Source organism: Halovivax gelatinilyticus (assembly GCF_024300625.1).
Taxonomy (GTDB): domain Archaea; phylum Halobacteriota; class Halobacteria; order Halobacteriales; family Natrialbaceae; genus Halovivax; species Halovivax gelatinilyticus.
On sequence record NZ_CP101322.1, the window covers coordinates 3245986 to 3269629 of the forward strand.

Consider the following 23644-nt stretch of genomic DNA (forward strand, 5'->3'; position numbering starts at 1 on the left):
CTCGAAAGACCGTGCCGGTCCTCAAGTTTCACCAACATTCATACCAGACGGTCACGCCAGATCCGCTCCGACGGCATCCTCGATCGAGTCGAAGCCGTCTCGCTGAAGTAACTCGACGAGTCCTTCGTTTATCTCGCGGGCGGTGGAGGGACCGTTGTAGACGAATCCGGTATATAGCTGGACGAGCGAGGCTCCCGCTTTGATCTTATCGTAGGCGCTCTGGGCCGAGTCTACCCCGCCGACGCCGATGATCGGGAGCTCCGTGTTCTCGGCGAGCGTCCGCACGACCTCGGTCGATCGAGATTCGAGCGGCTTTCCGCTGAGTCCACCCCACTCGGTTCGATCGCTCGAGGTGAGATCGTCGCGACGGGTAGTCGTATTGGTCGCTACCAGACCATCTAGGTCGAACGCTTCGACGATATCGACGAGTTCGAGTAACGATTCGGTCGGCGACTCCGGTCCGATCTTTACCAGTATCGGTTTCCCGCGATCGTTTTCCGCCGTCAGGACCTCGAATATCGAACGAAGGTGTTCCGGGTCGTCTTCGTCGAATTCGTCGGGCGTATTCGGACACGAGACGTTGACGACGAAGTAGTCGCCGTGGGGACGGAGTCGGGAGAAGACGCGTCGGTAATCTTCGAGCGCTTCGGACTCGTCCGACGTATTCATTTTTCCGATATTGATGCCGAGGGGCGTCTCGGACGGTGGTCGCGACTCGAGTCGTCTGCGTACTGCTTCCATTCCGTCGCCGTTGAACCCCATCCGATTGATCATCGCCTCGTCGTTCCGTAAGCGAAACAGCCGAGGTCGTGAATTTCCCTCCTGTGGGTACGGGGTGACGGTTCCCGCTTCGACGAAGCCAAAGCCCAGATCGGAGAGAGCCCTGAGGACTTCTGCGTTCTTATCGAAACCAGCGGCGACGCCGATCGGATTCGGGAACGTCGTTCCGAACCGGTCGATCGAGAGTGACGGGTGGCGATACTGGTATCGCCATCGAACCGCCGCGCGGGTCGGACCGGTCGACTGGAGGCCACCCAAGATGCGTTTACCGATAGTGTGTGCCGTCTCCGGTGGCAGTTTGAACGCGAGCGGACGTACCTGCCTGTAGAGACTCATCGATGTTCGTTCGGGTGAACGCTACGTAAACCCCTCGAAACACCCCTTGGACGGTGATCGGACCGCGTGGTCGAGGATCCTCTCGAACGGATGACGAAATCTGGCGTCTGACGGCTGCGTTCTACGGTTGCCACTGGATAACGAAATGGTTTTCCTACGGGTGGCGCTTGAGTCGACTACCAACACCCGAGTCATGTCCTGGATACTTTGTTCCGACGCCGGTGGTGACGATGGCGGCTGAGACCGTTCTCGTCCCCGTCTCCGACTCAGTGACGATCCGTCAGACGATCGCGTACGCCGTTTCCGAACTGGCGGACGGCGATCGCTCCAGCGAACTCCACCTGGTCGTCGCGGTTCCGTACGACGCGGCCGTTCCGGAGGGTGAAAAGGCCGTTTCTGAGTTAGAAGACGTCCTCACTCGGGCGACGCTGTGGGCGACCGAAGACGTCGGCACTGCGGCGGATATCTCGGTCGAAACGGCGACGATCGGAACCGAGGAGTACCTCTTCGGGCCACGAGATTACGCCGATCGGTTCGCCGCGTACGCCGAGGCGAACGACGTCGATCGACTCATCCTCGACCCGGAGTACCATCCCGGGGGCACCGTTCCGCTGTTACAACCGCTCGAACGCGAACTGACCGACGTCGGCCTCGCTACTGAGACGGCGCCGGTCGAGCGAGCCGCCACGCACGGGCGCCTGGTCGGGAAAGCCACCTTCGACCGGGTCTTTGCGCTCTTCTGGATATCCTACGGATTCTATCTCATTCTCGGCGACCCGACCTACTGGTTCGATCTGGTGACGGGAGCGGCGGTCGCGGGGATCGTTTCGCTGACGCTCGCCCAGATTACATTTTCGACGCCGCCACACCGCGTACACTCGCCGCTCCGGGTCGTCCGCTTCTCGCTTTACATTCCGTACCTCATCTACGAGATCGTCAAGGCGAACGTGCTGATTTCGGCGGTCATCTTGCGGCCGTCGATGCCGATCGAACCGAGGTTGACGCGAGTGAATGCGCGCGTCAGAAGCGGCCTTCCGTTGCTCGCACTGGCAAACAGCATCACGCTCACGCCCGGAACGCTGACTGTTCGGGCAAACGACCAACGACTTCTCGTCCACACGCTCATTCCCGACGCGCGCGAAGACCTCTTCGAGGGGCGTCTCGAACGGGCCGTCCGCTTCGTCTTCTACGGGCGGCGGGCCGCGCGTATCGCGACGCCGCGCGAACGCGGCGATACGGAAATCGTCGGAGGTGACCATCGATGACGCCGACGTGGCTCTCCGTCGAGGAGGTCTTTCTCGTGGCCGCGGCCCTGTTCGTCGTCCTGGCGATCGCGATGTTCTATCGCGCGGTCAAAGGACCGACGACGCAGGACCGACTGCTCGCGGTCAACGTCCTCGGGACGAACACCGTCGTCATCCTGGCGCTGCTCGCGGCCGGGCTCGACGAACCGTGGTTTCTCGACGTGGCGCTCATTTACGCGCTGCTCAACTTCCTGATGGCCGTTGCGATCTCTAAGTTCACGGTCGAGCGAGGCGGTGTGCTGTGATCGAACTACCCGGTATCGCCGAGGAGATTCGCTTCTGGGCGATCATGGTCCTGATCGGACTCGGCCTGTTCTTCACGTTCGTCTCAGCAGTCGGCGTGATTCGCCTGCCCGACGTCTACTCGCGAGCGCACACGGCCTCACAGACGGACACGCTCGGCGCCGGCATGGCCCTCGCCGCGGTCGCGCTCGCGCTCGGGTGGCAAAACGCCACGATTTACACCGTCCTGTTGCTCTTCTTCGTGTTCATCACGAACCCGACCGCCGCACACGCGATCGTTCGCTCTGCCTCCGAGTCGGGTATCGATCCCTGGACGCCGGAGACCGACGCGGACGCCGGAGTCGGCGATCCCGACACCGAAGGGGCGCCAGAGCAGTACGACGAATCGGACGACGGAGGTGCGTCACGATGACGTTCGCAGTTGCCTACACGTTGGCGTTCTTCGTCATCATCACGGCCGTCGCGACGGCGATGTTCCGGGACGTCCTCTCCGCGATCGTCGTGTTCGGAGCCTACAGCCTGGGAATGGCGATCATCTACACGTTCTTGCTGGCTCCCGACGTCGCGATGACCGAGGCGGCCATCGGCGCGGGCGTCACGACGATACTGCTGTTGTTGACGATCGCCCGGACCACGCGTCCGACGTCCGATCGGACGTTCGAGCGAGTGAACCTGCCCGCGGTCGCTGTCGTCGGCGGGTTTCTCGTCGTAGCGCTCGTCGGGATCTTACCCGAGATGTACGAAATCGGCGATCCCGGCGCGCCGGTCTGGGACAACGCGCAGGTCACCCAGTACTACCTCCACAACACCTACAGCGACACGGGCGTACAAAACGCCGTGACGGCGGTTCTGGCGGCCTACCGTGGATTCGACACGTTCGGAGAGGCGGTCGTCGTCTTCGCCGCCGGGATCTCGGTTCTGATCGTGCTCAAACGGGAGGTGTTCGCCTGATGGCGGATCCCGTCGATGACACCTACACGGAGAGTCAGGTGATCATGACCGCGGTGAAGATCATCGCCCCGTTTACGCTAACCTACGGACTCTTTATGACATTCCACGGCGCGGACACGCCCGGCGGTAGTTTCCAGGGCGGTGCGATTATCGGGGTGACGATCCTGATGCTCGCGTTCGCGTTCGGTATCGAACCGACTCGTCAGTGGCTCAAGAACTCGGTTCTGGTCGGACTCGTCGCGGGCGGCGTCGCGGTCTTCGTCGGTGTCGGACTCGCTGCGATCGCGCTGGGGGGTAATTTCCTCCAGTACGACCGGTTCGAGACGGTTCTCGGGATTCCTGACGGAACGAAGTGGGGCATGGAGGCGATCGAAATCGGTGGTATCGCCCTCATCGTCGCCGGCGTGGTCGTGACGCTGTTCTTCGCCACCGCGGCCGGCTTCCCGCCGAAACTGAGAGAGCACAACGGTCACTCGAGAAGAAACGGTCCGAGTGACGGATCAGGTGGAGTGGCGACCGATGCCGGTCCCGACTCGGTAGACGGAGGTGACGACTGATGGCGCTCGAGCTGTTGACGGGCACGTTCGCCTATGCGACGATGTTCGTCCTGCTCGCGGTCGGACTCTACATGATGATCGCGAACGAGAACCTCGTCAAGAAGATCATCGGGGTAAACCTCTTCCAGACGGCCATCTTCCTGTTCTTCGTCTCGGTCGCCTACGTCGAGGAGGGCTCCTCGCCAGTCGTGCCGGCGGAGGCCGATCCCGAGGGTCTCGTCCTCGCCAGTCCGCTCCCGCACGTGATCGTGCTCACCGCCATCGTCGTCGGCGTCGCGCTGACGGCGGTCGGCCTGGCGCTGGTGGTTAGAATCTACGCGGAGTACGGAACGCTTCGCGAGGACACGCTCCGGGAGGTGCGTACCGATGAGTGACGGATTTGCGTCGATTGCGGGGCTGCTGGCACCGTTGCTTACCGATCCCGGGGCCATCCTCGACCTCACCTTCGAGGTCGAACTGCTCCCGGCGCTGCTCGTGGCCGTCCCGATTCTGGCCGCCGCCGTGCCGATCGTGCTCGGATTGCGATTCGATCGGACGGGGTGGTCTGTTGCACTCCTGACGTCTCTGGGACTGTTCGCCGGTACGATCGCGATCGCTCGCGAAGTGTACGCAACGGGCGGGTACACCCAGGTCATCCACGAAGTCGGCGGCTATCCGGCCCCCTACGGGATCGAACTCGTCGCCGACGAGTTCTCGACGATCATCGCCCTGCTGGTCACCGGATCCGCCGTCGGCGTCCTGGCGTACACGCGAGTGGGCGGACCGCGTGGATCCACATTTTACGCAGCCTACCTGCTCCTCACCGGCGGTTTGCTCGGCCTCTCGTTCACCGGTGACGCGTTCAACATGTTCGTCTTCCTGGAGATCGTCGGGCTCGCGACGTACGGGTTGATCGCCAGGGGCGACAGCGCGGAGTCGGCCGTGGCGGCGTTGAAATACCTCGTCCTCGGAACGCTCGGCGCGTCGCTCTACCTGCTCGGGGTGGGCCTGCTCTTCATGGCGACCGGCCACCTCAACATGGAATTCATCAATAGCGAGTTGTACGACGGCGCGCTGGTCGAAAACGAGACGCTCGTCCGCGCGTCGTTCGCGTTCGTCTTCGTCGGCTTCGCCATCAAAGTCGCCCAGTGGCCACTTCACACCTGGCAGCCGGACGCCTACCAGCGGGCGCCGGACGGAATCACCCCGTTGATCGCCGCCCTCGTCTCGACGGTTTCTGCCTACGCCCTCGGGCGGATTCTCTTTACGGTCTACGGCGTCGAGTTCGTCACTGCGACGCCCTACGTCCAGGAGATCATCCTCACGGTCGGCATCGCGAGCGTGATGGCCGGCTCGATTCTCGCCGTCACCCAGACCGACGTCAAGCGAATGCTCGCGTACTCGTCGGTCTCGCAGTTCGGCCTGATCGTCGCCGCGTACGGACTCGCGACGCCGCTCGCGCTCGTCGGTGCGATCGTCCACCTGGTCGGTCACGGGCTAATGAAAGCGGGTCTCTTCCTCGGTGCGGGCGTCGTCGCCGCAGGATACGGGGCGCGACGCGTCAGGGAGTTCGCCGGCCTCGCCGAACACCGGCCGGTCGCCGCGGCCTCGATCGCCGTACTCGCGATCTCGCTGGTCGGCATTCCGCCGTCGATCGGCTTTATCGGAAAGTGGTACATCGCGGTCGGCGCCATCCAGGCCGAAGCGTGGACGGTCGCGGCCGTCATCTTCCTGTCGACCATGTTGACGCTGCTGTACGTCGCCCGGTTGCTGGAGACGATGTACTTCACACCCGCCTCGGCGCGTTCGTCCGGCCACGCCGTCACCGGCGAGTCGGGCCACGGCGATGCGGTCGCAACCGACGGTGGCGAAGAAGCGAACGAATCGTTCGGTGACCGCCGGTCGGCGGACTCCAGTCGACGACGGCGCGTGTCGGTCGGCATGCTCGCGATCGTCGCGGTGTTCGCGGTACTGACTGTTGGACTCGGCTTCGCCGGTGATGTGCTCTACGAGGCGATCGAGCCGTTTGCAGAGGAGGTGTTCGACGATGGTTGAAGCCACAATGGATCCGCGTCCGCTGGCAGCCGTACTGATATCGGCGTTCGCGGTCGTACTGATAGTCGCGTCGTATCGCTACCCGAACGTTCGAGAGGGCTGGTCCGTCCTCGCCGCGCTGGGGAAGTTCGCCATTGTCGTCAGCATGCTCCCCGGCGTCATGGACGGCGAGGTCTATTACTGGAGTCTGGAGGAAACCACGGGTTACACGTTCGTCTTCGGCGCAGACTTCGCGCTCAGAGCGGATCCCCTGGGGATGCTCTTCGCGTTACTGGCGAGCTTCCTCTGGATATTCACGTCGTTCTACGCGGCGGGGTACATGCGAGGGTTAAACGAACACGCCCAGACGCGATTTTTCGCCGCGTTCGCCGCCAGCCTCTCGACGGCGATCGGAATCGCCTTCGCCTCGAACCTGCTCACCATCTTCATCTTCTACGAGCTGCTATCGCTCGTCACGTACCCGCTCGTCGCCCACAACGAAGACGACGAGGCGCGCATCGCGGGGCGAAAGTACCTCGCGTATACCTTCTTCGGCGGCGGAGTGTTCCTGCTGGCCGGGACGGTGTTAGTGTACTGGCTCAACACGGGTCCCGGCGGGGTTGACCCGGACGCAGCAGATCCGCTCGCGTTCGAAACCGGCGGAATGTCCGCGCTCGCAGACGCCGCGGCGGCCGATCCGGGATTCGCCCAGGCCGCGTTCTTCCTGCTGATCGCCGGGTTCGGGGTGAAAGCGGCGGTCATGCCGCTTCACTCCTGGCTGGCAGACGCGATGGTCGCGCCGACGCCCGTCTCGGGCTTGCTGCACGCGGTGGCTGTCGTCAAATCCGGCGCGTTCGGCGTCGCGCGGGTCTACCTGGACACGTTCGGCACCGACACGATCCGGGAGATCCCGCTTTCGGTTCCGTGGGTCGGCGACGTCGGGATCAACGTCCCCGTCGCGATTCTGGCCGCGTTCACGCTGACCGCGGCGAGCATCATCGCCCTTCGGAAAGATCACTTAAAGCGCCGGCTGGCGTTCTCGACGACGGCCCAGCTGTCGTACATCGTGCTGGGTCTCTCGATGCTCAACCCGTTCGCGATGCTCGGGGCGCTGTTGCACATCCCGGCTCACGCGTTCGGCAAGCTCACGCTGTTCTTCTGTGCGGGGGCAGTTCACGTCGAAACCCACACCGACTACGTCAGCGAGATGGCCGGCGTCGGAAAGCGCATGCCGATGACGATGAGCGCGTTCGCCATCGGATCGGCCGGCATGGCCGGCATCCCCCTGGTTGCCGGATTCGTGAGCAAGTTCTACCTGCTGATCGGTGCCGGTGGCGCCGCGGACGTTCACGCGGGCTACTGGCTGTTCGCTACCGCGCTGATCGTCTCCGGCGTGCTCAACATCGCCTACCTCTGGCCGGTCGTCTACACCGCGTTCTTCGAGAGCGAGGACCGCCACGACGCGAAACCGCTGCTCGAGTTCCCGCCCGGCGGCGAGCGACGCTCCTACGGCGTCCTGAACGGAGAGCGCACGTCTGATGCGCAACCGCGTACCGACGGCGGCGCCCCGCAACCGGCGGACGACGACGAGGGAGAAACCGAGGGGAAGGGCGCCGGAACGCCACTCGATGATGAACCGGAGTACGCCGTCGACGAACACCCGAGCGACGTCGACGTTCCGTACGGACCCGGAGATGCACGGGCGGGGGACCGAACCCACCCGGATCACGCCGACGACCACCACGATCACGGCGATCACCACCACGGCGGACCGCCTCAGGGCGGCTGGGAGCGACGCACGCCGTTCACCGAGAGTTCGTGGCTCGTCGCGATGCCGATCGCAGTCATCGCGACCGGCGCCGTCGTCCTCGGCGTCGTCCCGGACTACGCCGTCTTCCTCGAACTGGCCGATTATATCGTCGAACTGGTCGAGGGTGAGGGGGTGATCGACCGATGATCGAGGATCTCGCGACGACGATCTATCCGCCCGCGGTGATCCTCGCGGCAGCGGTGGTCGCATTCTTCGCTCCGCGAATCGTCGGCTTCGCCGTCGGCGCGCTGAGTCTCCTGTGGGTCATCGTCGTCGCCTGGTTCGCCCCGGTCGGAACGAGCGTCAGCGCGACCTTTCTCGGATTCTCGGTTCAGCCGTTCCTCGTCGACGAGTACACGCGGTTCGTCGCGCTCGGTCTCGGCTTCCTCGGGCTGTTCGCGGTGATCTACGCCTATTCGAGCGAGTCCCCGCGCGCCCAGCTCGCCATCGCGCTCACCTACGTGGGCTCGACGATCGCAGCCGTCTTCGCCGGCGACTGGCTCGTGCTCGTCTTCGCCTGGGAACTGATGGCTATCACGAGTACCGTGCTCGTCTGGCAGTACGGCGGCGACGCCGTCCGGGCGGGCTATCGCTACGCCATCGCTCACGGGATCGGCGGCAGTCTCCTGCTGTTCGCCGTGATCGCTCACTACGCCGCAGCGGAATCGTTCGTCTTCGGCGAGGGCGTCGGCTATGACGGCGTCATCACCGGCGGCATCTCGAGCGCGTTCGGCGGCCTCCCGATGATCCTCGCCGTGCTCGGTATCGGCGTCAACGTCGCGTTCGTCGGATTTCACACCTGGCTGCCGGACACCTACCCGCGGCCACACTTTGCAGCCTCGGTGTTCCTGGCAGCGTTCACCACGAAGACGAGCGCGTACGTGCTTCTCCGGGCCGTTCCGGAGGGTAACCTCTACCTCGCCTATATGGGCGGACTGATGGCCGTCTACGGCGTCGTCTTCGCGCTGTTACAACACGATATGCGGGCGCTGCTGTCCTATCACATCCAGGCCCAGCTGGGGTACATGGTCGCCGGTATCGGGATCGGCACGGCCATCGGAGCGGCGGGTGCGATGGGACACCTGTTCAACAACGTGCTCTACAAGAGCCTACTGTTCATGGCCGTCGGCGTCGTCATCTACCGGACCGGCGAGAACGACCTCTACGAGCTGGGCGGTCTCTGGCGTGAGATGCCCATCACGGCCATCGCGTTCGCGATCGGTGCGCTTTCGATCACGGCCGTCCCCGGCTTCAGCGGCTTCATCAGCAAGGGCATGATCCTCGATGCGGCCGATCCCGGATACCACGGTGCACCCGAGTACCAGGCGCTCTACTGGTTGCTCTTCATCGGCGCGATCGGAACGTTCCTCTCGTTCATCAAACTCGGCTACTACGTGTTCTTACACGGACCGAGCGAACGATCCGTGCTCGACTCGAAGCCCGGTCAGAGCGTCTCGATGCTCTCGGTCGGTGGCGCGTGTGTCGTTCTGGGTCTGCCGTTTCTCGGATGGCCCTACTTCACTGACCTGCTCCCGCTGGTCGACGGGGTCGAGATTCCGACGGCCGGTATCGACCTCGATCCGTACAGCCCCGGTCACTTACAGGACGCCCTCGTACTGATCGTCGTCTCCGTCGTCGGCTTCAAGCTCATTCGGAAGCCGCTCTCGAAGATCGACTATCCGGACCCGGCGTTCGCGTTCGCCCCGGCCACGTTCTACGTCGGTCGGTGGAGCATGCTCGCAGTTACGGAACTGTACGCTGCCGTCGATCGCGCTGTCGTCGGCCTGGTCGTGGGTTGCTACTGGATCGGGAACAATCCGGTCCTGGCCGCAGAGCGCGTCGTGCGAAACGTCCCGGGTGTCTCGGTTACTCAGAACGGCGCCAGACCGACCGACGGCGGCGCGCCATCCCGGCTGTATCTCAGAGCAACCATCGGGCTTACGGTCCTGTACGTGACCGTTATCCTCACGCTGGTTCTGGTCCTGGTGCTTTACGGCTGATCGGATCGGTCCCGGCAATCGAGTCCGATCACGTTCCGAATCCGTCGAAATCAAACAGTGAATGTTCGCCTGATCGGTGGACGACGTCCGTCTCGCATAAGTCGAACCTACCGCGTATCCGGTGTCCGTAACGCTGGAAAAGGCGGCACCGACGGGGAAGACGTGATGGCCTCCCGTGGGGTTCGGACTGGCGCATCGGTACGGTGGGCTACGGGAGTCGATGTTCGTTACGGTCGTCGAGTCCATCAATCGACGCGTATTCTGAACCGACGCTCTGGGCTGACCGTTCCGACAGGTGAGATGTTTTGGGCCCGTTCGGCAATCGAACTATCGCCGGCGTCTGAGACACAAAGGTCGAGAATAACAATGCGGAGCCACGCTGTTCGTGAGATAGATGATCGAGTGTGGAAGAACGGTGCGAGTGGACGGGTTGGGAGTATGCGCTCGAACGTATTCCACGCACCAGAACGTGGTCGACCGAGGTCTCTGACCGAACCATGTACCGAGATCACTCCGTCGCCGTCGTGGTTCCGGCCTACAACGAGTCGGGGCTCGTCGGCGATGTCCTGGAGACGGTTCCTGACTTCGTCGATCGGGTGTACGCCGTCGACGATCGTTCGACCGACGGAACCTGGAACGAGATTCGACGGGTCGCCTCAGACCGGCTCGACGCATCGCAGACTACCGCCGACGGCGTTGGGGGTCCGGTGACGCCGTCCGACGGTGACGGACGAACCGCAATTCCGGTGACCGATCGACGAGCTGACGGGGGAACGACCGTCGAGCGTCCCGTTATCGTTCCGATACGCCACGAGGCAAATCGCGGCGTCGGCGCGGCGATAACGACGGGCTATCGACGGGCGCTCGACGATGGAATGGAAATCACGGCCGTGATGGCCGGCGACGGGCAGATGGATCCGAACGAACTCGACCGGCTGCTAGACCCGATCGTCGAGGGTCGGGCGGCGTACACGAAGGGAAACCGCCTCCGCGGTCGCGAGTTCCACGATTCGATGTCGTCGTTTCGTCTCTTTGGGAACGTCTTGCTCTCGCTGTTGACCAAAGTTTCGAGCGGCTACTGGCAGATGGTCGATCCGCAGAACGGCTATACGGCTATCTCGAAGGAGGCACTCGAGGCCCTCGATCTCGACTCGCTGTACGAGCAGTACGGGTTCTCGAACGACGTCCTCGTCGCGCTCAACACCAGGGAGTTTCCGATCGCCGACGTCTCGATGCCGGCGGTGTACGGCGACGAAGAGAGCCACATCGACTACACCACGTTCGTACCGAAGCTCTCGTGGTTGCTGTTTCGCCGGTTTATCAGACGGCTGGGGGATCGATACGTGATTCGCGACTTTCACCCGCTGGTGGGACTGTACGCCCTGGGCGCACTCGGATTAGCGGTGACGATCGGGATTCTCGGCCGAATACTCACGGGTCGAGACGAGACGTCCGGAACGGACGAAGCCGCTCGTCCATCCGCCACCGATGCCCGTCTCACGCTCGCGCTCTCGACCGTGACTGCGATGCTGTGTTCGGCGATGACCGTTCTACTCGCGATGGTGTTCGACCGACAGGCCAACGAAGGACTGGTGGTGGTCGACGAATGAAGGTCGTCGTCACCATCCAGCACCCGGCGCACGTTCACTTCTACCGCCACGCGATCGACGAACTCCGCGAGGACGGTCACGACGTGTTCGTCTTCGCTCGGGAGAACGATCTCGCCGTTCCGTTACTGGAGGCCTACGACATCGAACACGAGGTACTGGCCGGCCCGCAGCAGTCGCTGCTCGGATTGGTTCGCGTGCAGGCGACCTACGAGTACCGACTGTTCCGTCGGGCCCGCCGAATCGAACCCGATGTGATGACGGCGATCGGCGGCGTGGCCGTCTCGCACGTCGCACCGCTCGTCGGCGCCAGGAGCGTCGTGTTCGTCGACAACGAGGGAGTCACCTCTCATCGACTCGTCGCACCGTTCGCCGACGTGATCGCGACGCCGAGTAATTTCAGAGACGATTTCGGCGACGGACACGTCAGGTACGAGAGTTTCCACGAACTGGCCTACCTTCACTCCGACCGCTTCGAACCGTCGCCGGATCGCCTCCGCGCGTACGGCGTCGAACCGACGGAACCATACTACTTCTGTCGCTTTCGAACGTGGGACGCGTTGCACGACGTCGGCGAGGCCGGTCTCTCGAGGAAGGGAAAGCGCGAGCTCGTCTCTACGTTCGACGAGAAGGGTACCGTCTACATATCGAGTTCGGATCCGCTGCCAGCGGACCTCAGCGGCTACCGCTCGCCGGTCCCGCCGACGGCCGTACACGATCTGCTGTATCACGCGAACGGCTACGCCGGCGACTCGGGGACGATGGCCACGGAAGCGGCGCTGCTCGGGACGCCAGCAGTTCGTATCCAGTCGTTCGCCACGGACGCCGAATCCGATATGAGCAACTTCGTGGTTCTCGAACGGGAGTTCGACCTCCTTCGCTCGACGGCCGACGAGGATCGGGCGATCGAGCTCGTCGAAGCAATGCTCGCCGATCCGTCGACACCAGCCCGATGGAAACGCCGTAGAGAACGGGTGATGGCGGAGAAACGAGACGGGACCGACGTTCTCGTCGAACTGCTCACCGAGACGGACGCGTCGCGACAGACTCGCGAGGTCCGATCGGTACGGAGTTGAGAGGGGTGTTCGTCAGTTTTCTGTTCCAGTCGATTCGTCCTCGTCGACGGTGACGAGCGATTGTTCGAGAACGCTCGTTCGCAGCCCACCGCTTACCCCGCTTGCAACGGTACGCGGCGCGTCCGGTTCGAACGCTCGCCTCGCTCCCACGGGTTTGAGGTAGTCGCCGCCGACGTCGACGTCTGCCTCCTCACAGAGTCGTTTGAGTATCGTTCGGGCCCCTTCGGTCGTGATCGCCGCGGGGGAGATCGCGTGCTCGTGTGCCAGTTCGATCGCGGTGTGGTCGTCGAAGAGCGCGTCTATCTCGTTCGATCCGTACCCGCGCTCTGTGAGTTTCGTACGGACGGTAGAAGCGATCGATGGGGCGTGTCGGGTCGGAAAGAGCGGCCAGTCGTTCGTCGGCGGATCGAGCGCGATCCGATAGCGTCGAAGGGGCGTCCGCGCGGCCGCCGGAAGCGGAACGTCCTCGAATTGCTGTGAGGTGCCTAGAACCTGAATCGTTCCCGCGTAGAAGTCGACGTCGTCCCACGTCGCACCCGTCCGACGGTCGTCTTCGGGAACGCGAAAGAGCTCCCCACCTCGAAGCCCAGCGTGTGCGAGTAACGCGACCATCGCGTACTCCCGTAGTCTGGCGAGACGGTCGTCCGTTCCTTCTTCCGCTTCGCTCGCTCGGGTTTCGACGTACGATTCTAGTTCGCGCCTGGCGTCGGCCGACCAGTGCTGTGACAGCGTCGTGTCGGACACCTCGGGGAGCGCGTCGACGACGACCGCCGCTTCAGCCGGGTTCTCGCGAATCACCGCTTCGTCGACACACCAGGAGAGAAACGCGCGAACGACGGCGAAATAGGTATGGGCACTCGAGGCGGCGTACTCCCCACGACGCGTCCTGTCGTTCAGTTCTCGGGCGTAAGCGCCACAGTGGGCTGTTTCGAGTTCCGCGACGGTCGTGACGTCGTACTCACGATCGAGCCACTCCGTCCACCGAGTGAGGATCGAACTGGCGTTCGACGCGTACGTCCCGGCACCCGCGCCATCGCTGGAGCCGACGGATTTGCGCTCCAGGTACCGTTCGATCAAGGCGTCGAGTGGAATCACGACCGAACCACCCGCTCGCCCCGGCGGTGCCTGGGGCCGAGTGCTACCGCGATTACATCGCCTTTCGGTGGCGGCTGGTTGACCATCTGTGCCGACTGACGAATCCCACTCGTGTAAATCTGACCCCGCGCGTCCGGCCCGTTCACGAGTGAGATCGTGCGCCGGTGCGTTCGATCTATCGGGGCCAAATCGCCGGCTCACTCTCCGCTGTCCGTTCCGCCGGGACGGTAGGATCTGCTGATCGCCTTCCACCGTCCGGTACCGAACCGGTAGTAATTAATCGAAGCCGGAATCGCCGTCTCGGCGACGAACGCCAGGTAGAGGCCGTAGAGACCGAGTGGAGTCGTCGCACCGATGTAGGTGAGCGGGATGGCGCCCGCGAACATACCCAGCGCCTGGGCGTAGAACGGCCAGCGCGTGTCGCCGGCGGCGTTGAGCGCACCCTCGGTCGTTCCGGAGATCCCCTGAAAGAGGATCGCGACGCAGGCGACCTGCACCAGCGTGACGGCGACGGGAACCGAGAGTTCGGCGGGGTCGTCGACGAACACGAGCGTGATCGGTTCCGCGAATACGAAGACGATGGCGGCCGATACGGCGTAGACGGCGATCGAAAAGCGAATAATCTCTCTGCCGTACCGGTCGGCCGTACGCTCGGCTCCGGTTCCCAGTTCCTGGCCGACCAGACTCGAGGCGGCGAGTCCGAAGCCCCAGCCGGGAGTGTTCATGAGCGCCCAGATCCGTCGGGCGACGATGTACGCCGACGCCACGTCGGTGCCAAAGAGGTCGACGATCGAGAGCAACGGTATCTCGGCGACCGTCCACACCAGGTTCCGGCCGAACACCGGGAGGCCGATCGTGATTAGCGACCTGATGACCTCGCCGTCCACGTACGTCCCGAACGGATCGACGGTCATCTCGGCTTCTGGAACCCCGGGCAGGCGACCGAAGACGAGCAAGATGGCGAACGCGAGGGTAACGAAAACGTTTGCGAGCACCGTTCCGAGGGCGGCGCCGACGACGCCCATTCCGAGGCCGAAGATGAGAAACGCGTTGAAGGCGATGTTCGCGACGGCCCCGCCGGCTCTGATCACCATCGGCGTCCAGGCGTCGTCCATCCCGACGAACGCCCGACTTCCGATGAGATTGAGGCCGGCGAACGGCATCCCGAACGCGACGACGGCGAGGTAGGCCGACCCGAGTTCGATCACCTCCGGATCGTCGCTGATGATCGAGATGAGTTCCGACGCGAAGATGCTGAACGCGATGGTGAACGGGACGCTGATGAGTACGACGAGCAACACGCTCGATCGGATCGATTGTCCTACTTGCCCGAATCGCCGAGCACCGTATCGCTGGGAGACCAGCGCGATCGTTCCGCCGGCCACGCCGCCGCCGATCGTGAACGCGAGCCCCCAGAACGGCGTCGCGTATCCGACACCGGCGATCGCGGCTCCGCCGACGGCGATGCCCACCATCGCGATGTCGACGGCGCTCTTGGACATGCGAGCGAGGCCGGTGACGATTCGCGGCCAGGCAAGGTCGGTCGTCCGTCTCGCTCGCTCCCGGTCGATCAGACCCAGTCTCGCCAGTCCGATCCCGATCCACAGGATCAACAGGCGAATCGGGTTCGGTACGCGAGAGGCCACGAGAATCTGTCTACGTCTTACGACGGTCGGCCTAAATGGTTTCTCTACGCGGCAGCGACCACCGGGTTCGGGGTGATCGGCGGAGCATCGCTCTCAACGGCTTAGTCGATACGCCCAAGACCAGTGAGTCAATCGACGGGCGTCATTAGAATCCGGATACACTCCCACCAACCAGGACGACGCATCCGGCGATCAGGAGGGCCCAGTTTACCATCGGATTCTTCGATCTGACGAGGCGGAGCGATACGGATGTCGCTGCAACTGGTTCGAACGGACGGATCCCCATCGGTGTTAGCGCATCGAGAAACACGTGTGACGTGAGCGAGATGCCGACTGCCCCACCGACGGCGAGAACGCCGATTAAGACGGAGACGTCGAACGTCGGTGCGAGAAGACCGCCGACGAGAGAGCCAACTACGATCGAGCCGGCGAGGAACCAGACCGTGTGCGTCGGCCCCCGGTGGGGGACGGGTAACGCGGTATCGATGTCGGGAAGCGGTGCACAAGCGACCGCGACGAGGAGACCGAACAGGGCGAGCGTCGTCGATTCGGTGGCGATCCAGAGGTACAACGGCGTATACCACAGGATCGCCGTCCCGACGTGGCCCTTCCAGTACACGGACGGAGAGAGCGTGACCGTCCCCATCAAGCTTCTGCCGTCCGTGGTCGGGATAACATCGGCTTGTGGGCGGAAGCGTCCGTGGTCGGGATCGCATGGGCTCGAGTCCGGAAGCGTCCGTGGTCGGGACGAAGCGAGATCGTGTCCGAACCTCACAAGTTCTGGCTCTCGGTCGAAGTCGATTTGTGGCCGCTCACCATAGTAGCCCTGTGAATCCATCGAACTGGCGGACCTACCTCGTAACCCAGGAATCGCTCTCCGCTGGTCGCTCGACGCCAGAAATCGTCGAGGCCGCGATCGACGGCGGCGTCGACGTCGTGCAACTGCGCGAGAAGGACCGATCGGCGCGCGACCGGTACGACCTCGGACGAACGCTTCGCGATCTCACAGACGAGGCGGATATCCCGCTCATCGTGAACGATCGTATCGATCTCGCGCGGGCGATCGACGCGGACGGCGTTCACCTCGGTCAGTCGGATCTCCCGATTTCGATCGCGCGCGACCAACTCGGCGCTGATGCGATCGTCGGCTGTTCTGCGTTCCGGGTCGAGGATGCGCTGGCGGCCGAACGCGACGGAGCTGACTACCTCGGAACCGGAGCCGTCTACGGCACGTCCTCGAAGGACGTCGATCCGGCGAAAGACGGCATCGGCCCCGAGGGAATTTCGGCGGTCGCCGAAGCTGTGTCGATTCCCGTCATCGCCATTGGGGCCATTACGGCTGAGAACGCCGGCCCCGTGTTCGAGGCCGGTGCCGCCGGCGTCGCGGTCATCAGCGAGATCACGAGTGCGGACGATCCGGCCGACGCGACGCGCCGTCTTGGAGAGGTGATCGCGCGTGTCTGATTCGCCGGTCCTCGACGCAGCAGGTCTCGCCGCGGCCCGCCGTGCGATCGACGAGTCGACGCCGTTGATCCAGCACCTGACCAACCGGGTAACGATGAACGACGTCGCTCAGGTGACCCTCCACTGGGGCGGCCTCCCGGTGATGGCGGATACGCCGGGAGACGCAGAAGAGATGGCGGCTGGTGCGAGTGCGATACTCTTCAATATCGGCACCGCCTCGCCGCGGGAGGTCGAGACGATGATCGACGTCGGAACGGTTGCCAACGACCGCGGCGTTCCCGTCGTGTTCGACCCCGTTGGCGTGGGTGCGACACCGACGCGGGACCAGAACGCCGAGAAACTGCTCTCGTCGGTGGAGTTCGCGGCGATCAAGGGGAACTACGGTGAGGTGAGTGCGCTGGCCGGCGTCGAGGCCGAGGTGGCCGGCGTCGAGTCGATCGGCGAGTACGATGAGATAGACGAGACGGCGCGTGCGCTGGCCGCCTCGACCGGGGCGATCGTCGTCGCCTCCGGTGTCACGGACGTCGTCGCCGACGGATCGTCCGCCTTCGAGGTCGACGCGGGAGACGAGCGGATGGGGCAGGTCGTCGGCACGGGCTGTCTCCTCGGGGCGACGCTCGCGACCTATCACGCGGCCGTGGAGGACCCGCTCGATGCGTCGCTTTACGCCACGCTAGGCTTCGACCTCGCGGGAGAGCGAGCGGCTGAAATGGCCCACGACGGACCGGCCAGCTATCGGGTGAACTTCCTGGATAGTGTCGCGACGTTCGATCCCACCGTCGCGTCCGATCGATCGCCGGCGGCGCGCGTCGACCGACTCGAGTGAGCCGTCGATTTCCACCTGATGACCCATTCCACTCACCTCCCCGATCGTGTTCGCTCACACCTGCAGACGGAGTACCGGTCGCTCCTCGACGGCGTCGAGTCGTGCGCCGACACCGTCGTCGACACCTGGGACGAAGACGGCGTTTCGGATCGACGAGCGGTGACCGAACCGTTCGAACGGTTCCTTCGAGACGCGGATATTCTGGACGTACTGCCCACCGTTCTCGATTCGACCGTCTCCCAACTGGGATACGAGCTTGCCGCACCGCCCGTGGCGGCCCCGCCGTACGTCGTCGTGACCAGCCGAGGGCTCGTTCTCCGTGCGACGATCCCGCCCGGTCGATTAGTGGTAGAAATCGAGTGCTTCGGTCTCACTCGCGGCGAGCGACTCACGTACGATCGTCTCGATGACAGGCGTCTCGGAGTACAGCTCCGGTAAGAACCGACTCGGCCGTATCCGTCCAGCGAAGATAGCGGCGTGGGAGCAGGGATCGACGGTGTAGCCACCGATGCATTTTCGACCGATCGGCCAAACGTGGTACCAATGCACGAGCGTGCGAAAGAGTTCACGGAATGCGCGGCCGCTCGGTACGACATCGAGCCGGACGTCGTGGAGTTCGAGGAGGGAACGAAAACCGCGGCCGACGCCGCGTCCGCGATCGGCTGTGAGACGGCCCAGATCGCGAGTTCGCTGGTGTTCACCGTCGACAACGAGCTCGTCGTTTCGGTGACCAGCGGTGCCAATCGCGTCGATGAAACCGTGCTCGCTGAATCCTTCGGCGCTGATTCGGCAGCCGTCGAAATGGCCGATCCGGATCGGATTCGGGAGACGCTCGGCTGGGTCATCGGGGGCGTCCCGCCGATCTGTCACGAGACGTCCGTCCCGATGGTCATGGATCGGACGCTCCTCTCGTTCGACGAGGTCTGGGCGGCGGCCGGAACGCCCACGTCCGTCTTTCCGATCGATCCCGAGACATTACATGCGTTGACGGGTTCGTCGCTGGTTACGTTCGATCGGTAATCGATCGTGACCTCGGATATCAGACGGAGTAGGGGTTCGTACCGAACGTTGGAGTCGACGCACGCCGTAATATGACTGTTCGAGAGGCGTTTTAACAACTTCAACCCCATTACTTGGTCCAGGTTAATAACTAGGTCACTTTGGATAATAACACTTATACCGACGAGACCGAACGTTCGTGTATGGATCGAACACGACGCGCAGTGCTCGCAGGTGGTGCAGCGATGATGATCTCAGTTTCCGGTTGTCTCGGCGGCGATGACGACGACGGTGAGCCGGTACCGGATTCGATCGATGCATCCGAGTTCGAGGTGCTCGACCGCGACGACGAATCGGTGACCGTCTACGTCCACGACGATCACTGGGACCATGGTCCACTCGTCGTTCCCCTCGATGATATCCGCTCAGTCGGTGCCTACGTCGAGGACGAAGATGGGGACGAGGTTGAACTCGGTGAAGACATCCGACTCGACGCGACGCTGGTCGACGGCGCACAGGACATCGTCTCGATCGAATCACACGGTGATCACATCCACTTCCAGGGCGACGAAACGGGATTGACCGACGTCGTTATCCAGCTGATTCACGACGAGGCCGACGGCCCGTTGTACGAGACTCCCGTCCTCTCCGTCGAGATTGCCGACGACCACGATCACGACGACGATCACGGCCACGACCACGAATCGGTCGATACCCTCCGTATTTTCGATCGAGGTCCCGATCCGCACGAAGAAGTCGCAGACGTCCACGGCGACCACTGGCACGGCGAACTCCCGCACATTCACGTCGGAGAGAACATCTCGCTGGGCGGCGAGTTCGAAGACGATGACGGCCACACCATCCCGATCGGATCGGACGAGGAGTACGAACTCGGTGTCGCGGTCGCCGAGGATGCGCCGGAGGGTATCGTTTCGATCGACCCTGACGGGGACTTCCACGGCGATCACGTGCACGTCCACGGCGAGCAGGAAGGCGAGACGGAACTCGTCTTTTCGCTCTGGCACGACGACCACGCCGATTGGGAGTCGCCGCCGATCGCCGTCGAAGTCGAGGATCACTGATTACCCGCAATCCGACGCCCGGACTCGAACAATCTCCGGAAAGTGACCCTACGATTCGAGCAACACTCGAACAGTTACTAGAACACCCTCGCTATAGCGCGAGAATTATTAATACACAGATGAGAAATAGCAACACGTTTTGTCCAGCAGGCCGAACGGACGGTATGGAACTGACGCGACGATCCGTCCTCTCCGCTGCGGCTGGCACCGGCGCGGCATCTCTCGTCGCCGGCTGTCTCAGCGACCCGCCCGGGTTCGGTTCAGACCCGGAGGGGGGATACGCCGCGTTCTACGCCCTCTGGGACTGGGCCGAACAGGTCTCTGGTGACGAGATGTCCTTCGAAAACCCGGTCGACGTCGGCGAGATGGGCCACGGCTGGGAACCGAGCGCCAGCCTCCCGGCGGACGTCGCTCAGTCTGCGGCGTTCATCTATCTCGACACACCCGAGTTTTCCTGGGCGCAGGATCTGGCTCGCGAGCTAGAAACCGATCACGAGGATGTCGCCCTGATCGACGTGATGGAGGGACTCGAGCCCCAGCTGTTGGTGATGGACGAAGACGACGGCGCCGACCGTGAGGCGGATCCGGAATCGGCGTTCGATCCGGAGCACCTGACGGTCGATGATTTTGACGTCTACGATACGCGATCAGGCGAACGGATCATGTACTGGCACGACGGCCACTGGCACGGTGGTGTCCCGTCCATCGAAGTGGATTCGTCTGTCACCGTCGAACCGGTCGTGATCGACGAATCTGATCGGGTACTACCGCTCGACGACGACTCCGCGTTCGAACTCGATGCAGTCGTCGCCGACGGCGCCCAGGAGGGTATCGTCGACATCGAAGCGAGTGACGGTCGGATCACCTTCAGCGGTACGAACAAGGGTTTAACGCGCATCTACTATCGGGTACTCCACGACGGATCGGTCATCTGGGATACGAGCAACGATCTGGCGAGCGTCGAGGTAGTCGCCGAACTCGAAGCGACTGACCGACCGAGTTTCTACGATCCGCACGTCTGGGTCGACCCGGTACTCGCCGAGCAGATGGTCGAAACCATCGCCGACGGCCTCTCCGAGGTCGATCCCGACAACGAGGGGACGTACCGAGAGAACGCGGAGGACTACCAATCCCGAGTCGCTGACGTTCACGATCAGTTCAAGGCGCTCGAAACGGAGGCCACCCGCGATGTGGCGCTGTTTATCGGACACGATTCGTTCGGGTACATCGACGCACGGTACGACTTCGACATTCACACGTCCGTCGGCATCTCGGCCGACGCCGACGAAACCGGGGCCGACGTCGCTGAACTCGTCGAGCTGATCGAAACGCATGACATCGAGACTGTGCTGTACGACCCGTTCGAAACGCCGAATCCAGATACCGACGTTCCGGACGCCGTCGAGGTCATCCTCGAGAGTTCGGAGGCGACGAACTACGAACCGCTCACGCCGGTCGAAGGGACGACTCCGGAGTGGAACGACGCCGGCTACGGCTGGGTCGAGCAGATGGAACAGGTAAATCTGCCATCACTTAGAAAAGCCCTCGGGGTGAAACAGTGATATCCGCGTTCGATACCCGTGGTCGGTCTGGACGGCATACGCCGGACCTAGTATCCGATCGGAGTGATTCGACGTGATAGGAAAAGTACCTCAGCCGACGCATCTAGCGGTGATGGACTCGTGAGCGCGATCGTCGAGGTGGAAAACGTCTCGTACGCCTACGGCGGACAGCCCGCCGTCAGCGACGTCTCGCTCACGATAGAGGCGGGCGACTTTCTCGGCCTGATCGGGCCCAACGGTTCCGGGAAAACCACCCTCTTACAGCTCATTCTCGGACTTCTCGAACCCGACGAAGGATCGATCAGACTGTTCGGCCAGCCCGTCGACTCGTTCGACGACGGCGAGCGAATCGGGTACGTCTCGCAGGCAGCGACCGACCGCGACGGAACGATGCCGGTCACGGTCGACGAGTGCGTTCGGATGGGACGCTACGCCCACGTCGGGTTCGGCTCGCTCTCGGGGCACGATCTAGATGTCGTCGACCGCGCGATGGAGACGGTCGGTATCACCGACCTCGCTGATCGACGCGTCAGCCGACTCTCCGGCGGCCAGCGCCAGCGGGCTTTCATCGCCCGGGCGCTCGCCTCCGAAGCGGAACTTCTGGCACTCGACGAACCGACCGTCGGCGTCGACGCGGAATCGCGCGACGCGTTTTACTCCCTGCTCGACTCGCTCAACGACGACGGGATCACCATCGTTCTCATCGAACACGACATCGGCGTCGTCACGGATCGGGCCGATCGAATCGCGTGTCTGAACACCCGTCTCTTCCACCACGGCGATACGGACTCGTTCGTCGAGAGCGACGCCCTGGAAGAGGCCTACGGACAGACCGGACAGATCGTCCACCACCATCACTGATGTCAGAAGACGAGCTAAACGCAAACGACGAATCCGCCGGTACTGAACCGGCCTGCTCCGACTCCGATATCGAACCGACCGATGGAGAGTCCGGTGAAACGAGCCCGGATCCGGTCGGTGCCGACGGGGGTGTCGAGATACCGGAAACGGAGACGAACGGTGGACCCGTCGAATCGAACGATGACCGGGCGACTCGAGACGCTCGGTCTCCGATCGGTTTCGGCCGAATCGGAAGCGTCACGTTCCTCGCGAAACCGGCCGACCGTCGCGGCTGGATCGTCAGTGCGGGTATCGGCGTCACGGCAACGCTCGCCGTGTTCATGCTCGGGTTCATCGCGCTCGATTGGCTCAGACACTACCCCCTCGCCGAGAGCGTTCCGGTCGTCGAATCGATCTATCAGACCCTCGGTATCGATCCGTACGCGGAGCGACTCTTCGGGCAGTTTCTGATCGCCGGTGCGTGGCTCGATTACGCGCTCGGAACCGACATCTTCCGCTTTGCGTTTTACTGGCGCTCGCTCGCGACGGGCGTGCTGATCGGGATCGTCGCGCCGCTCGTCGGCGCCTTCGTCGTTCATCGACAGATGGCCCTCATCGGCGAGACGCTCGCACACACGGCGTTCGCCGGCATCGCGGTCGGACTCGTGCTCGCGGGTCTGTTCGAGTGGTGGGGCGCTCCGCTGATGCTCGTCGCGCTGGTGGTCGGCGTCCTCGGTGCGGTCGGCGTCCAGTGGCTGACCGATCGAACCGACACCTACGGCGACGTTCCGATCGCGATCATGCTCGTCGGCAGCTTCGCCGTCGGGACGCTACTCATCGAGTGGGCACGCGGGATCGGCACCGTGACGATCGACATCGAGGCGTACCTGTTCGGGAACATCACGATCGTTCCGGCCGGAAGCGCCCGGTTGATGGCGGTCCTCAGCCTCGGCGTTCTCGCCGTGGTCGCGTTCACCTACAAGCAGTTACTGTTCATCACGTTCGACGAGCAGGCCGCCCGCGTTGCACAGCTCGACGTCGGCCGGTACAACACGATACTGATCGTCATGACGGCCGTGGTCGTCGTCGGATCGATGCAGATTCTCGGGGTGATACTCGTCGCCGCCATGCTGGTCGTCCCAGTCGCAGCTGCCTCCCAGATCGCGCGGAGCTTTCGCGAGATGGTACTGCTCTCGATTTGCTTCGGGGAGGTAGCGATCGTCGCCGGCTTCGCGTTCGCGTTCTCGGCGGATCTCCCACCCGGCGGTTCGATCGTCGTCGCCGCTATCGCCCTCTACGTGCTCACCGTCGTCCGAACGACGCACGCGACGAGTCTTTCGACGCACTGATCTGATCGCGGGGGGCGGGTTTCGCGATCGGAAGAACGGGTCACCCGTAGACGAACGTAGTCGTAGTCACGCGTAGGCGCACGGAGTCACGGTCGGCGATCGTT

General features: G+C 63.4%; 23 protein-coding genes. 19 read left to right on the top strand and 4 right to left on the bottom strand.

Annotated elements, in window-relative coordinates; all coding sequences use genetic code 11:
* Positions 1–51 precede the first annotated feature (51 nt).
* Positions 52–1116, bottom strand: a complete 1065-nt coding sequence (locus NKH31_RS15415; protein WP_254862678.1) for a quinone-dependent dihydroorotate dehydrogenase — start codon at positions 1114–1116, stop codon at positions 52–54.
* 230 nt (positions 1117–1346) lie between these two features.
* Here NKH31_RS15415 and NKH31_RS15420 point away from each other — a divergent pair, with 230 nt between their 5' ends.
* The 11 genes from NKH31_RS15420 to NKH31_RS15470 all read left to right on the top strand — a co-directional run bounded on the left by NKH31_RS15420 (position 1347) and on the right by NKH31_RS15470 (position 12677).
* Positions 1347–2381 carry a monovalent cation/H+ antiporter subunit E gene (locus NKH31_RS15420; RefSeq protein ID WP_254862679.1) on the top strand — a complete coding sequence of 345 codons (1035 nt, stop codon included), beginning with the start codon at positions 1347–1349 and terminating at the stop codon, positions 2379–2381.
* Positions 2378–2665 carry a cation:proton antiporter gene (locus tag NKH31_RS15425; RefSeq protein WP_254862680.1) on the top strand — a complete coding sequence of 96 codons (288 nt, stop codon included), beginning with the start codon at positions 2378–2380 and terminating at the stop codon, positions 2663–2665. Before NKH31_RS15420 ends, NKH31_RS15425 begins: the two co-directional genes overlap by 4 nt.
* Before the next feature lie 14 nt (positions 2666–2679).
* The gene (gene mnhG / locus NKH31_RS15430) at positions 2680–3075 is read left to right on the top strand and encodes a monovalent cation/H(+) antiporter subunit G (RefSeq protein ID WP_254864825.1); all 396 of its coding nucleotides are present in this window, start codon (positions 2680–2682) and stop codon (positions 3073–3075) included.
* Positions 3072–3614 (top strand): DUF4040 domain-containing protein, encoded by a 543-nt coding sequence (locus tag NKH31_RS15435; RefSeq protein ID WP_254862681.1) that lies wholly within the window; start codon positions 3072–3074, stop codon positions 3612–3614. The genes mnhG and NKH31_RS15435 overlap by 4 nt, the downstream gene beginning before the upstream one ends.
* Complete coding sequence (locus NKH31_RS15440; RefSeq protein WP_254862682.1) at positions 3614–4171, top strand: MnhB domain-containing protein; 558 nt, start codon at positions 3614–3616, stop codon at positions 4169–4171. The genes NKH31_RS15435 and NKH31_RS15440 overlap by 1 nt, the downstream gene beginning before the upstream one ends.
* A complete protein-coding gene (locus tag NKH31_RS15445; protein ID WP_254862683.1) occupies positions 4171–4545 on the top strand; it encodes a cation:proton antiporter subunit C in 375 nt (124 codons plus the stop codon). Before NKH31_RS15440 ends, NKH31_RS15445 begins: the two co-directional genes overlap by 1 nt.
* Positions 4538–6205 (top strand): monovalent cation/H+ antiporter subunit D family protein, encoded by a 1668-nt coding sequence (locus tag NKH31_RS15450; RefSeq protein ID WP_254862684.1) that lies wholly within the window; start codon positions 4538–4540, stop codon positions 6203–6205. Before NKH31_RS15445 ends, NKH31_RS15450 begins: the two co-directional genes overlap by 8 nt.
* Complete coding sequence (locus tag NKH31_RS15455) at positions 6198–8141, top strand: proton-conducting transporter transmembrane domain-containing protein (protein ID WP_254862685.1); 1944 nt, start codon at positions 6198–6200, stop codon at positions 8139–8141. Before NKH31_RS15450 ends, NKH31_RS15455 begins: the two co-directional genes overlap by 8 nt.
* Entirely contained in the window at positions 8138–9994 is a 1857-nt protein-coding gene (locus NKH31_RS15460) for a Na(+)/H(+) antiporter subunit D (protein ID WP_254862686.1), read from the top strand. The genes NKH31_RS15455 and NKH31_RS15460 overlap by 4 nt, the downstream gene beginning before the upstream one ends.
* A gap of 497 nt (positions 9995–10491) precedes the next feature.
* Entirely contained in the window at positions 10492–11604 is a 1113-nt protein-coding gene (locus tag NKH31_RS15465) for a glycosyltransferase family 2 protein (protein WP_254862687.1), read from the top strand.
* Positions 11601–12677: a DUF354 domain-containing protein gene (locus tag NKH31_RS15470; RefSeq protein ID WP_254862688.1), complete on the top strand. Its 1077-nt coding sequence runs from the start codon at positions 11601–11603 to the stop codon at positions 12675–12677. The genes NKH31_RS15465 and NKH31_RS15470 overlap by 4 nt, the downstream gene beginning before the upstream one ends.
* A gap of 12 nt (positions 12678–12689) precedes the next feature.
* Here the strand turns inward: NKH31_RS15470 and NKH31_RS15475 are convergent, their stop codons facing one another.
* The 3 genes from NKH31_RS15475 to NKH31_RS15485 form a co-directional block, all read right to left on the bottom strand.
* A complete protein-coding gene (locus NKH31_RS15475; protein WP_254862689.1) occupies positions 12690–13772 on the bottom strand; it encodes a tyrosine-type recombinase/integrase in 1083 nt (360 codons plus the stop codon).
* Positions 13773–13969: 197 nt separating this feature from the next.
* A complete protein-coding gene (locus NKH31_RS15480; protein ID WP_254862690.1) occupies positions 13970–15418 on the bottom strand; it encodes an MATE family efflux transporter in 1449 nt (482 codons plus the stop codon).
* Between the two features lie 145 nt (positions 15419–15563).
* A complete protein-coding gene (locus tag NKH31_RS15485; protein ID WP_254862691.1) occupies positions 15564–16064 on the bottom strand; it encodes a metal-dependent hydrolase in 501 nt (166 codons plus the stop codon).
* 182 nt (positions 16065–16246) lie between these two features.
* On the opposite strand from NKH31_RS15485, the gene thiE reads away from it, so the two are divergent.
* From thiE to NKH31_RS15525, 8 genes are all read left to right on the top strand, one after another.
* The gene (thiE, locus tag NKH31_RS15490; RefSeq protein WP_254862692.1) at positions 16247–16882 is read left to right on the top strand and encodes a thiamine phosphate synthase; all 636 of its coding nucleotides are present in this window, start codon (positions 16247–16249) and stop codon (positions 16880–16882) included.
* Positions 16875–17708, top strand: a complete 834-nt coding sequence (thiM, locus tag NKH31_RS15495; RefSeq protein ID WP_254862693.1) for a hydroxyethylthiazole kinase — start codon at positions 16875–16877, stop codon at positions 17706–17708. The genes thiE and thiM overlap by 8 nt, the downstream gene beginning before the upstream one ends.
* 18 nt (positions 17709–17726) lie before the next feature.
* On the top strand, positions 17727–18146 hold the full coding sequence (locus tag NKH31_RS15500) for a DUF7988 family protein (RefSeq protein WP_254862694.1): 420 nt from the start codon (positions 17727–17729) through the stop codon (positions 18144–18146).
* Between the two features lie 105 nt (positions 18147–18251).
* Positions 18252–18728, top strand: a complete 477-nt coding sequence (locus NKH31_RS15505; protein WP_254862695.1) for a YbaK/EbsC family protein — start codon at positions 18252–18254, stop codon at positions 18726–18728.
* A 182-nt stretch (positions 18729–18910) separates the two neighbouring features.
* Positions 18911–19789, top strand: a complete 879-nt coding sequence (locus tag NKH31_RS15510; protein WP_254862696.1) for a hypothetical protein — start codon at positions 18911–18913, stop codon at positions 19787–19789.
* Positions 19790–19953: 164 nt separating this feature from the next.
* The gene (locus NKH31_RS15515; RefSeq protein ID WP_254862697.1) at positions 19954–21351 is read left to right on the top strand and encodes a metal ABC transporter solute-binding protein, Zn/Mn family; all 1398 of its coding nucleotides are present in this window, start codon (positions 19954–19956) and stop codon (positions 21349–21351) included.
* Positions 21352–21471: 120 nt separating this feature from the next.
* Positions 21472–22212: a metal ABC transporter ATP-binding protein gene (locus tag NKH31_RS15520; RefSeq protein WP_254862698.1), complete on the top strand. Its 741-nt coding sequence runs from the start codon at positions 21472–21474 to the stop codon at positions 22210–22212.
* Positions 22212–23540 (top strand): metal ABC transporter permease, encoded by a 1329-nt coding sequence (locus NKH31_RS15525; protein ID WP_254862699.1) that lies wholly within the window; start codon positions 22212–22214, stop codon positions 23538–23540. The genes NKH31_RS15520 and NKH31_RS15525 overlap by 1 nt, the downstream gene beginning before the upstream one ends.
* The last annotated feature ends 104 nt before the right edge of the window (positions 23541–23644 follow it).